Origin of the sequence: Mucilaginibacter sp. SG538B (assembly GCF_013376065.1) — a bacterium.
GTDB classification, from domain to species: domain Bacteria; phylum Bacteroidota; class Bacteroidia; order Sphingobacteriales; family Sphingobacteriaceae; genus Mucilaginibacter; species Mucilaginibacter rubeus.
Window position 1 is genome coordinate 1,994,725 of sequence record NZ_JABMJI010000001.1, and the last position, 12,911, is coordinate 2,007,635.

Consider the following 12,911-nt stretch of genomic DNA (forward strand, 5'->3'; position numbering starts at 1 on the left):
AAATGATTTAATGACCCAATGCCCCGATGAGCAAAAAAATGACTTAATGACTCAATGACAAAATGAAATAACATGATAAAGAATTATTTACGGAGTGCCCTGCGCAATATTGCCCGGCACAAATTTATTTCGTTCATCAACATATTTGGCTTAACCATAGGGTTAACCTGTTGCCTGCTTATCTTAACTTACATAGTTAAAGAACTCAGTTATGATAAGTTTAACCATAATGCCCCCAATATTTATAGGGTGAGCCGGAGTTTTAATACGGCCGATGGTATCGTCAACCTGCATTTGGGAGCCGTGGCGCCCCCTTTTGGCCCATTGTTAAAAAATGAATTTCCAGACATAAAAAAGGTAACACGCTTGTTCCCGAACGGCGATGTGGTTTTGCGCTATAAGGAAAAATTGCTCGTTGAAAAGGGCTCTTATTTTGCTGATGAAAACTTCCTTAGTTTCTTTGATCTTAAAACAGTAGCAGGTGACCCTAAAACTGCCCTTAGTGAGCCGTATACAGTGATGATGACCGAAGATATGGCGCGCAAGTACTTTGGTAACGAAGATCCTATAAACAAAGAAATCAGGCTTGATAATACAGCCAATTTTAAAGTTACAGGTATTTTTAAGCCATTTCCGGCTAACTCGCAGATGCACCCTCAAATGTTGCTGTCATTCAATACACTGAACGATGACAAGGTTTACGGACGTAATCAACTGGCAACCAATTGGGGGAACAACTCATTTTTTACCTACCTGCTATTGCCCGATCATTATAATATTGATCAAATCAGCTCACAGTTTCCGGCTTTTATAGATAAATACATGAATTCTCCCGGGCAACCCCGGCAGTCAAAATTTACCCAGCTGCATATTCAAAGATTCCTGGATATTCACCTGCATTCACATCTTGATGATGAAGTAGAGCAAAATGGCGATATTAAAAGGGTTTACATTTTTTCGGCTATCGCCCTGTTTATTTTGCTGATCGCCTGTATCAATTACATGAACCTATCTACTGCCCGCTCAACGCTTAGGGCTAAAGAGATCGGTATCCGCAAGGTGATCGGCGCACAACAAAAAGAGATTATTACCCAATTTTTAAGCGAATCTGTGTTGATCACTTATTTTTCGCTTGTACTGGCCTTGACTTTGACGTGGTTGCTGCTGCCACTTATTAACCGGCTTTCAGAACTTAGTCTTTCTATCAATAGTTTATTTCAACCGATAATTTTAATATCGGTGTTATTGCTGCCGCTGATTATCGGACTTATCAGTGGTATTTATCCGGCTATTTTTATGTCGTCATTTAAACCGATAAAAGTTTTAAAAGGTATTCTTAAAGTTGGATCTGGAAATATCTCGTTCCGTAAGGTATTGGTGGTGGTGCAGTTCTCCATCTCCATCATCCTGATTGTTGCTACGACGATAGTTTTTCAGCAATTGAGGTATATTCAAACCAAATCACTTGGCTTTAATAAAGATCATTTAGTAACATTGGGCGGTATCCCTGCTAACCAGTTTGAAGCTTTCAGGGCAGAGGTATTACGGGATCCTGCTGTAAAAGATATCGGCCGTTCATCGCGGATTCCGTCGGGGCGGCTACTGGATGATCAGGGCGTTTCTGTTTTTGACGGGGATAAACCGCTGCCGGTTAAAGCAGATATCAAATGCATCAATGCCGATTATGGCTTTATTCCAACCTACGGTATAAAAATGGCAGCTGGCAGAAATTTTAGTCGCGAGTTCGCCACCGACAGTAATAATTTTGTGATCAACGCATCGGCAGTAAGTGCATTAGGATGGAAATCGCCTGAAAACGCTATAGGCAAGGATATGAGCTATGGTGGCGTTAAAGGAAAAGTGATAGGGGTGGTTAATGACTTTCATTTCGAGTCATTACATCAAAATATCATCCCGCTTTTAATGGAGATGCCCTCATTCGTCAACAATAGTTATAGAAGAATAACGGTTAAGATCGATGGTAATCGCATCAATTCGGCATTGGCAACCCTTGGGCAAACCTGGAAAAAATATCAACCCGAAACACCTTTTGAGTACAGCTTTTTAGATGAACGCTTCCAAAAGCTATATAATAGTGAGCAGGAGCAGGGCAACCTGTTTACTATATTTTCGTGTCTTGCCATATTCATAGCTTGCCTTGGCCTGTTTGGACTTTCAGCTTTTACCATATCGCAAAGAGTAAAAGAAATAGGTGTGCGCAAAGTACTTGGCGCAAGCATACCGCAAATTGTTACCGAACTATCAAAAGACTTTTTGAAGCTGGTGATCATAGCATCGGTAATTGCTTTACCAATAGCGTGGTACGCAATGAGTAAATGGCTGCTTGATTTTGCCTTCAGAATTAACATACAATGGTGGGTTTTTGTGATGGCCGGCGTAATAGCGCTGATCATCGCTTTTGCAACCATAAGCTATCAATCAATAAAAGCAGCTATGGCTAACCCGGTGAAGAGTTTACGTTCTGAATAAATTCGTCATTATGTCATTTTGCTTCGCGTCATAAAGCCATTTTTTGATTAGCGCGAGGCAAAAATGACTTAATGACCTAATGATGACTTGACAATGTTTAAAAACTATTTCAAAATCGCGCTGCGTAATTTTTGGCGGCATAAATTTTTTACATTCATCAATGTAATCGGTTTATCTATAGGGATCAGTTCGGCGCTGGTTATTTACCTGATAGTTCATTTTGATTTTACTTTTAATCAAAACTTTGATAACGGCGACCGCATTTACCGGGTAGTATCAAACTATACCTTTTCCGGCGAAGAAGCGCATAACCGCGGCGTATCAGGCCCGGTGCCCGAAGCTGTAAGAAATGGCGTGAGTGGCGTGGAACTTACCGTGCCATTTTTCTTGTTGAATCAGCCTAATGTGTTTATTCCCGAAAAAGGGCGCGTTCCTGTTAAGTTTAAACTACAGGATAATGTGATCCTCGCTGATGGCAGGTATTTCAGCATGTTTAAATATAACTGGCTTGCGGGCTCGGCCAACACTGCTTTGAATTCTCCCAATCAAACGGTGCTCACTTCAGATCAGGCAAAAAAATATTTCCCTCAGCTGTCATATAGCCAGATGATGGGCCGGGTAATCACTTATGATACTATTAGTGTGGCCGTTAGTGGCATTGTTGAACCATTAAAGGAGAATAACGATTTTACTTTTCACGATTTTATCTCTTATTCAACGGCAAAAGCTAATAAAGCGCTGTCTGACGAACTAAGCCTTACCAGTTGGGGAGGTACTACTTCATCATCTATACTTTTTGTTAAGCTGGCGCCCAATGCCACTGCAGCTAATTTTGAAAAGCAACTAAATATTATTCTTAAAAAGAATGATCCTCCAAAACCCGAAAACAAGGGCAACACACGTGATTTTGCCTTACAGCCTTTGAGCGATCTGCATTTTAACAGTATATACGGAACATTTGATTCCGGTAATCCGGCTAATAAAACAACACTTTACGGTTTACTGGTTATAGCTGCCTTCCTGTTGTTATTAGGCTGTATCAATTTTGTTAATTTAACTACCGCGCAGGCTACCCAAAGAGCCAAGGAAATTGGCGTACGTAAAACAATGGGAAGTAGCCGTACCCAGCTTATTACGCAGTTTCTGAGCGAAACATTCATCATAACCCTTTTGGCAGTTATCATTTCGGTGGCGTTGGCACCCGCTATATTAAAGCTGTTTAAAGATTTTATATCCGCAGGTATTAAACTTGACCTGCTGCAACAGCCCCATCTTTTTGTGTTCCTGTTTTTATTGATAATAGTGGTAAGCTTATTGTCGGGCTTTTACCCCGCAGCTTTGCTATCAGGCTACAAACCTGTTTTAGTGCTTAAAAATCAGGCATCGTCAAACACGGGTAAAACACGTAATGCGTGGCTACGTAAATCATTAACAGTAACTCAATTTGTTATTGCCCAGTTTTTTATAATGGCTACTGTGCTGGTAGGCAAACAGATTCATTATGCGCTCACAAAAGACCTGGGTTTTAAAAAGGATGCCATCCTGATCATTAACTCACCCTGGAAAAATAGAACGCTTAGTAAGAACCAGGTATTTATGGACAAACTCAAGGCAATACCACAGGTTGAGTTGGTAAGTGCAGGTAAGGCCGCTCCATCATCAACCAGTACCAATTCAACGGAAGCTACGTATATCGATGGCAAAAAGGAAATAAAGATTGAGTTGTACGAAAAGTACGGCGACCCTAATTATATTAATGTATACAAGCTTAAACTTTTGGCCGGACGTAATATACAATATGGCGATAGTACCAGGGCATTTTTAATTAATAATACTTACGCAAAACTAATGGGGTTTAAAAATCCGGCTGATGCTGTAGGTAAATACATTGATAAATTTAATGGCGATAAAAGAATGCAGATCATAGGTGTAGTGGCCGACTTTTATTCTGAATCATTGCATTCGGCAATTAAACCTACCTGCATTCATATCAGTAACAGTTATTACAACAACGGTACCTTTCATATAGCGCTTAAGCCGCAAACTGCCGGAGGCAACGAATGGAAAAAAGCTATCGCATCAATGGAAAAGGCGTGGAAAGAGATTTATCCTGAAGACGATTTTGAATATAGCTTTTTTGATGAAAGCATCGCCAAATTTTATGATTCCGAGCAACATACATCAACGCTGTTAACATGGGCAACGGGCTTATCCATATTTATCAGCTGCCTTGGTTTGTTAGGCTTGGCCATTTACAATACCAATCAGCGTACTAAGGAGATAGGCATACGGAAAGTACTTGGTGCTACGGTAACGCAGATAGTAACCCTGCTTTCAACTGAGCTGGTAATGCTCATTGTGCTGGCCTTTGTACTGGTAACCCCACTGGCCTGGTATGCAATGAACAAATGGATGGAGAGCTTTGCCGACCGTACAACAATAAGTTGGTGGATATTTGTAGTAAGCGGCGGCGGAATGTTATTGACGGCGTTGATCACCTCAAGTTTTCAAACTGTTAAAGCTGCGTTGGCTAATCCAACCAAAAGTTTGCGCTCTGAATAATTGGTCATTGAATCATTTGCTTCACATCATTAAGTCATTTTGATTGATGATTTAGAAAAGCAAAATGACTTAATGACTATGCAATAATGACTCAATGACTAATTAATATGCTCAGAAATTATTTTAAAATAGCATTCCGTAATTTAGGTAAGCACCGCACTATCAGTCTCATTAATATTGCCGGACTTACTATTGGCATTACCGCATCGGTATTTATAATGTTGTGGGTACAAAATGAGTTTAGCTTTGACAATTACCACCCTGATGTTGATAATATCTACAGGGTAAAAACCAAACTAAGCCTGACTAAAGACGAAGTGTGGGACTGGGAATCATCTCCTTATATGTTAGGCCCGGTTGCCAGGCAGGAAATACCGGGTTTAAAGAATTATACGTTTTTGTGGCCGGGTTATATGATGACGGTGCATCATAATAACCAACTGATATCGGAAAAAAAGTATGCATATATAGATGCTAATTGGTTCAAAGTATTCCATTACGATTTTATCGACGGAAGCGCCGATAGTTTTTCGAAAAATCCATTTAGTTTAATCCTGACAGAATCAACAGCAAAGAAATATTTTGGTAATGGCGAAGCTGTCGGCAAAATGCTGAAAGTTGACTCCATGAACTACCAGGTGCAGGCAGTAGTTAAGGATAATCCTGCAAATTCAAGCTTTCAGTACGATATATTGATGCCAGTAGAGGCTAAACTAAGCAATGCACATGAAAAAGAACAGGCGAGCAATTGGGGTAATTACAGCGGCCTCACATTTTTAAAGCTGCAGCCGGGCGTAAATATTAAAGAGGTAGGCCAAAAGCTAACCCAAATTATCAGGAAAAATAACAAGGGCAGCGAAAACACAACCATGAGTGTGATAAGCCTTAAGGATATCCATTTTGAAAGTGGCTTGCTAAGTACTTCATTTGAAAACGGCAACCGAAAGTTGGTTAACATCTTCCTGATACTGGCTTTTTTACTTTTATCAACGGCATGCATTAATTATGTAAACTTAACTACGGCAAGGGCAAGCGTGCGTTCAAAAGAGGTGAGCGTACGTAAAATTGTTGGTGCCGGCAGGAGGCAGCTTTTCGCCCAGTTTATGTCCGAATCATTGGTTGTTAGTTTCTTATCATTATTATTTGCCATTTTATTTATCCAGATTTGCCTGCCCTGGTTTAATCAGGTTACCGAAAAGCATTTTGTACAACCACTAACATCCGGTATTACATGGTTGATATTGTTGGGTACACTGATAGTTTGCTTTATTTTTAATGGCTTATATCCCGCTGTGTTATTGTCGTCATTTAAGCCATTAAGCGTGTTTAAAGGTAGGGCACTATTGAATTTTAAGGATGGCGGCATCCGTAAAACGCTGGTTGTTTTGCAATTTGGTATCTCGGTGATGCTTATCATTAGTACAATGATCATTTACCGTCAGCTTAATTTTATGAAAAATGCTGATTTGGGGTATAAGCGCGAACACGTTTTTGTAATGACTATACCATGGCAGGTGCTTGGCTTAGACGATAAGACAAGAGAGTCGAAATTAAAAAGTATCGCCAGCGAGTTAACCCAGCAAAGCGCGATAGCTGAGATCTCTCAATCGGCCAACGATGCCTTTTTTAATAACAGTAACAAGGTGTCAGGATCAATGGATTGGGAAGGCCGGCCACTGGATTATAAACCTTCGGTTTCCACCATATCGGCCGACGAAAAATTTCAACATATACTAAGCCTTAAAATGGCCGACGGGCATTGGTTTGATAAAAATGGCTCCGATCAGCATAATGTAGTTTTGAATGAAACCGCAGTAAAACAGCTTGGTATCCATAGGCCTGTTATAGGGCAGCGGTTTAAGTTTAACGGGGATTCGGGCGTTGTTGCCGGTGTGGTGAAAGATTTTAACTTCAGGAGCCTGCATGAAAAGATAGGTCCTATGGTTATAAATAATCATACTGATTGGGCGCGTAGTTTTTATATCAAAACTGCTCCCGGCAATACGGCGGCAGCCATCAGGATAGCCCAAAATGTATGGAATGAATTTGTTCCCGACCAGCCGTTTGATTATAGTTTTATTGATGACGGTTATAATAAACTTTACCATGCCGAACAGCGTTCGTCAACATTGATAGCCGCTTTCGCCATTATAGCCATTGCAATATCGGCCATGGGTTTACTCGGCCTGGCCGCCTTTGCCGCCGAACAGCGGGTAAAAGAAATAGGTATTCGTAAAGTGCTTGGCGCCAGTGTCCAAAATATAATAGGATTGCTATCTGCCGAGTTTTTAAAAACAGTTGTCATAGCCAACGTCGTTGCTTTCCCGGTGGCTTGGTACATGATGAACAAATGGCTGCAGGATTTCGCATACCGTACAAATATCACATGGTGGATCTTTGCTGTTGCCGCGTGCATAGCACTTTTAATAGCATTGATAACCGTAAGCATCCAATCTATTAAAGCTGCACTGGCCAACCCGGTAAATAGCTTAAGGAGCGAATAGATTTTTGAGGCGAAAGGTTAAAGGCGAAAGCTAAAAGGTAGTTGTCCGATGTTAGAGACTTCCGCCTTTCGCTTTTCACCTTTCACCTTTAACATATTTTAACTACTCATTTAAAGGGTTTTGCGTATCATCGTATAAAGTATTTGATATGATAAAAAACTACTTTAAGATAGCCTGGCGTAACCTTTGGAAGCATAAGTTTTACACCTTTATCAATATGTTTGGCCTGGCGCTGAGCATAGGCTGCAGTATTATACTTTTTCAGTTTATTACCTATCATTTGAGTTTTGATACTTATCACCATGATGCCAAACAGGTATATAGGGTTGTTCACCAGCTTACTTTTGATGATGGCATGCCGTTATATGACCAGGGAGCGCCTTTGGCTTTGGCAAGAGATGTGAAAGCGAACAATCCGCAGGTGAAAGATGTAGGTGTGTTATTACGAATGCATGATATCAATGTCAGCATTCCTCAAAATGATGGGGCTGGTAAAAAAATGTTTGCCGAGCATGAAAATATCAGCATAACCGATGGCCATTTTTTTAATTTATTTGATTACGGGTGGGAGCAAGGCAATCAGAATACCGCTCTTACCGAACCTAATACCGTAGTTTTAAGTCACTATCTTGCCGAAAAGTATTTTGGCAGCCAGGAGGTTATCGGAAAAACTATCAGGGTTGATAATAAGAATACTTTCAGGGTAACAGGTGTTGTTAAAGATCACCCGGCTAATACTGATATCAAAGCAGATCTGTTTCTTTCTCTCGCCACATTAAAAAATATCTATCCCGATGTTGCCAATGGCCTTCAAAATGACTGGGGCTTTATCAATTCAACTAACTCAATTTATTTAGAACTTAAGGATGGGGCAAATCCGCAATCGGTAGAAAAAGATATCAATCGGTTGAATGTGAAATTACATGGTGCGGAAGCCGCAAAACCATACCATTTTATGATGCTTCCGCTAAGCGAAGTGCATTTCGACGGTCGCTTTGCGGGTGTTATCCAACGCTCTTTATTGGTAACCCTTGGTATAATTGGTTTACTGCTCATTATTATTGCTTGCGTTAACTTCATCAATATGGCTACAGCCCAAAGCTTTAAGCGGGCCGAGGAGATAGGTACCCGCAAAGTTTTAGGCAGCTCACCGCGGGCAATATTCATTCAGTTTATTTCTGAAACATCATATATCGTAGTTTTTGCGGCATTGTTATCATTTGTAATGGTGATTACAGCCATCCCGGTGTTGAATAATTGGCTGCAAACTCAACTGAGCTTTAAGCTTTTTAATGACTATCGCCTTGCTGGTTTTACTGTAGTTGTTTTAGTCATTATCATAATAGCTGCCGGTTCATATCCCGCACTGATATTAAGCAGGTTAAAGCCTGTAAACGCTTTGAAAAACCAGCTTGGCGGTAAAACGCACGCTCCTGGTTTTACCCGTAAAGGTTTAATTGTGGTTCAAAACATAATAGCCCAGGTGCTTATCATTAGCACGATATTGATAACCATGCAGGTTAAATATCTTAAAACTGCTGACCTCGGTTTTAATAAAAATGCCGTTGTAATGATTCCGGTGCCAGATAATGATAAAAGTAAAACCAATTATTTGCGTAACCAGTTGCTGGCTGATCCAGCGATAAAAAGTATTTCATTTTGTTATCGCGCGCCATCTTCTACAGCTGATAAAGGCGGATCAATTAAATTTGATACCCGCGACTGGGAAAAATTTGTTGGGTATACTCAGATAGGTGATGCCGACTATGTTAAAACTTTTGGAATGCAGTTAATTGCGGGCCGCAATATTGTTGAAGCCGATACCGCCCGTGAATACCTGGTTAACGAAGTGTTGATACATAAATTAGGTTTAAAAGACCCGAAACAAGCTATCGGCAGGTTTTTTACCGCCGGGGATTTATCCAACAATCCGGGAATTATAGTAGGTGTGGTTAAAGACTTTCATGCCAAATCATTATATACAGCTATAGCACCTGAATATATTTCCACCTTCAGAAAAGGATATCAATATGCAGGCGTAAAAATCGGTTCGAATAACCCTTCAGCTGTTATCGACCGTATTAAGAAAGAGTGGCAGGAGATTTATCCGGATAATGTATTTGAATACCGCTTTCTCGACCAGCAAATAGCCGACTTTTATCAAAAGGAAGATTTGTTAAATAAGCTGATCACCTCAAGCGCGATAATCGCCATTTTTATCAGCTGCCTCGGTTTGCTTGGCCTGATATCGCTGTTAACGCTTCAGCGTACCAAAGAGATTGGCATCCGTAAAGTGCTTGGTGCATCGGTAACCAATATAACAGGTTTGCTTTCTGTTGATTTTCTGAAATTGGTACTGATTGCTGTTATTGTGGCATCGCCTATTGCCTGGCTTATGATGAGCAAATACCTTCAAAATTTTGCTTACCGCATAGATATTCAATGGTGGGTATTTGTGCTGGCGGCTTTTGTAGCGCTGCTGATAGCATTTGTCACAGTAAGTTTTCAATCCATTAAGGCAGCGATGGCAAACCCGGTTGAAAGTTTGAGGAGTAGAGATTAGAGATTAGTTTATGATGATATATGAATAAACTAATAATGTGTTGAAGGCACAAGTGAGCCTTACAATTGCTCACACACAACACTTGCGCCTGCCGGGCGCAGGAAACAAACTTCTAAATCCGAAATCGAACTTCCGAAATTCGAGTTATAACTAATCTCTAACCTCAAACCACTAATCTCCAAAACCACTGTATCAATACCGTACACAAGGTGTTACACTTACGAACAGTTGATGTTTTTTATTTGATTTAAATAATTGATATTCAGTTGATTTTGGTTTTGGTATAGCTTTTACATCAATTTCGAAAATTACTGTACGATATGCTTAAAAATTACTTCAAAATAGCCTGGCGCAATATCGTGCGTCATAAAGGCTATTCTGCTATAAATGTTGCGGGTTTAACAGTTGGCCTGGCTGCCTGCCTGCTCATTTTTGTGATTATTCAGTTTGAACTTAGTTTTGATACTTTCAACCCTAATTATAAAAGCATTTATCGTATAGTTACCCAGGAAAAGCACGAATCGGAAACTACCACCAATCCCGGAGTTGCTGTTCCTGCTACAGATGCCCTTCGTTTAGACATACCTCAGGCTAAAGTGGCAGCTTTGAACAGCAGCTATGGCAGTCAGATCACAGTGCCGCAAACTGCAGGAAGTAATGGCAGCGATAAGAAATTTACTGAAAATATTGGCGTGCTATTTATTCAGCCTCAATTCTTCGATATTTTTAGCTACAAATGGCTGGCTGGTAACCCTGCTGTACTGGCCAGTCCGGATATGGTCGTGTTGGATAAAAACTCGGCCATTAAGTATTTTGGCGACTGGACAAATGCTGTAGGCAAAACTCTTAAAATGGATAATGTTTTAACGCTGAAAGTATCCGGCATTGTAGAAGATGCCCCGGTTAACAGCGATTTTCCGTTTAAGGTAATGGTATCGTTTGATACCTGGAAACAGCATCCTAAAGATTACAACTACAGCGCCGAATGGGGATCAACCAGCAGCAGCCATGAGGTGTTTATGTTGTTCCCGGCAAGCATGTCAAAAAGCAGTATCGACGCACAGTTAAAAGCATTTTCGACCAAGCATTTTAAAAAGGGATCGGCACAAACTACGCTGTTACCACAGCCGCTTGCTGATATGCATTTTGATACGCAAATAGGTAATCCCCTGGGCGATCACAGTACCAGCAGGGCTACCTTGAGTACCTTGTCGTTCATTGCATTGCTAATCATTATTATGGCGTCTATTAACTTTATCAACCTCTCGACAGCGCAATCTGTGGGACGGTCAAAAGAGGTTGGCATCCGGAAAGTGTTAGGCAGCACCCGCCCGCAACTGATTTTTCAGGTAATTGGTGAAACAACTATCATTGTTATTGCTTCGGCCCTGATTGCTTTAGCAGTTGCCAGGCTGGCCATGCCTCAATTAAAAAATATAGCCAATGTGCCAGATAGTATCAGCTTATTTACTACGGGCAGCTTGTTGTTTTTAGCAGCAAGTACAGTAACTATAGTTTTATTATCGGGTATTTATCCTGCATTAGTAGTATCAGGTTTTAAGCCAGTACTTGCACTTAAAAATAAAATAACGGCAGCTTCTATCGGTGGCATCCCGCTTCGCCGCGGACTGGTGATTGCCCAGTTTGCCATATCACAATTGCTTATTATCGGTACTATCGTAGCCGTAAACCAGATGGACTACGTTAATAAGGCAGATCTTGGTTTCAATAAAAACGCTTTGTTGATCATTCCGGGTTACACCGATAGCCTGAGCCTTAATAAAATGGAATCATTCAAGCTGCAGGTTTTGCAAAACCCGAATGTCAAAGCCGTCAGTTTTTCCTCGGATGTGCCATCGTCCGAAAACAATTGGGGCACTAATTTCGATTTCAATAACTCAACCAAAGATGTTGGCTTTAATACTTATCTCAAATTTGGAGATGTTGATTACTTTAAAACTTATGGTCTGAAGTTTGCCGCTGGTAAAGGATATGATGTAAGCGATACTGCAAAGCAATATGTAGTTAACGAAACCTTTATCCATAAATTAGGCATCCAAAATGCTAATGATGCCATTGGTAAAACATTACGTTTAGGTCGCGGTAAATGGCTGCCGATAGTAGGGGTAGTTAAGGATTTTAAAACCAACTCTCTTCGCGAAGCCATTAAGCCGATAGTAATATCACCGGCAAAGAAATTTGAAGGCCAGATAGGTATAAAAATCCAAACCTCCGATCTAAGCAAAACCGTATTCCAACTGCAAAAACTGTGGGAGGATACTTATCCCGAATATGCTTATAACGGTTATTTCCTGGATGATAATATTGCAAAATTTTACGAGCAGGAAAATAAAATGGCAACAGTTTACAAAGTTTTTGCGGGGATAGCGATTTTTATATCATGCCTTGGTTTATACGGCCTGGTGTCGTTCATGGCAGTTCAGCGCACAAAAGAAGTCGGGATTCGCAAGGTATTGGGGGCGTCGGTAAGCAGTATAGTATTCCTGTTTTCAAAAGAGTTTATGGTACTTATAGGTATCTCATTCCTGATAGCCATGCCTGCCGCATGGTATATCATGAACGGCTGGCTGCAAAACTTTGTTTACCGTATTTCAATGGGCGCCTGGATTTTTTTACTGGCAATAGTATCATCGCTGGTGATAGCTTGGGTAACAGTAGGGTACAAGGCTGTTAAAGCAGCACTTGTTAACCCGGTTAAAAGCCTACGATCGGAATAATCATTATTTCATTCGCTTCGCGTCATTAAGTCATTGACAAAAATGCAAGGCAAA

The 12,911-nt window shown here is 40.6% G+C and carries 5 protein-coding genes; all 5 read left to right on the forward strand.

Going from position 1 to position 12,911, the window contains the following annotated elements; genetic code table 11:
• The first annotated feature begins 72 nt into the window (after positions 1 to 72).
• The 5 genes from FHW88_RS08070 (at position 73) to FHW88_RS08090 (ending at position 12,857) form a co-directional block, all read left to right on the forward strand.
• A complete protein-coding gene (locus FHW88_RS08070; RefSeq protein ID WP_176624484.1) occupies positions 73 to 2,490 on the forward strand; it encodes an ABC transporter permease in 2,418 nt (805 codons plus the stop codon).
• A 93-nt stretch (positions 2,491 to 2,583) separates the two neighbouring features.
• On the forward strand, positions 2,584 to 5,052 hold the full coding sequence (locus FHW88_RS08075; RefSeq protein WP_176624486.1) for an ABC transporter permease: 2,469 nt from the start codon (positions 2,584 to 2,586) through the stop codon (positions 5,050 to 5,052).
• 107 nt (positions 5,053 to 5,159) lie between these two features.
• Positions 5,160 to 7,556, forward strand: a complete 2,397-nt coding sequence (locus FHW88_RS08080) for an ABC transporter permease (RefSeq protein WP_176624488.1) — start codon at positions 5,160 to 5,162, stop codon at positions 7,554 to 7,556.
• A gap of 148 nt (positions 7,557 to 7,704) precedes the next feature.
• Positions 7,705 to 10,119 carry an ABC transporter permease gene (locus FHW88_RS08085; RefSeq protein ID WP_176624490.1) on the forward strand — a complete coding sequence of 805 codons (2,415 nt, stop codon included), beginning with the start codon at positions 7,705 to 7,707 and terminating at the stop codon, positions 10,117 to 10,119.
• 320 nt (positions 10,120 to 10,439) lie between these two features.
• The gene (locus tag FHW88_RS08090; RefSeq protein WP_176624492.1) at positions 10,440 to 12,857 is read left to right on the forward strand and encodes an ABC transporter permease; all 2,418 of its coding nucleotides are present in this window, start codon (positions 10,440 to 10,442) and stop codon (positions 12,855 to 12,857) included.
• Positions 12,858 to 12,911 lie beyond the last annotated feature (54 nt).

Excerpts from the sequence above, each read along its gene's own strand:
- FHW88_RS08070 (WP_176624484.1), top strand. The coding sequence starts at position 73 with ATGATAAAGAATTATTTACGGAGTGCCCTGCGCAATATTGCCCGGCAC.
- FHW88_RS08075 (WP_176624486.1), top strand. The coding sequence starts at position 2,584 with ATGTTTAAAAACTATTTCAAAATCGCGCTGCGTAATTTTTGGCGGCAT.
- FHW88_RS08080 (WP_176624488.1), top strand. The coding sequence starts at position 5,160 with ATGCTCAGAAATTATTTTAAAATAGCATTCCGTAATTTAGGTAAGCAC.
- FHW88_RS08085 (WP_176624490.1), top strand. The coding sequence starts at position 7,705 with ATGATAAAAAACTACTTTAAGATAGCCTGGCGTAACCTTTGGAAGCAT.
- FHW88_RS08090 (WP_176624492.1), top strand. The coding sequence starts at position 10,440 with ATGCTTAAAAATTACTTCAAAATAGCCTGGCGCAATATCGTGCGTCAT.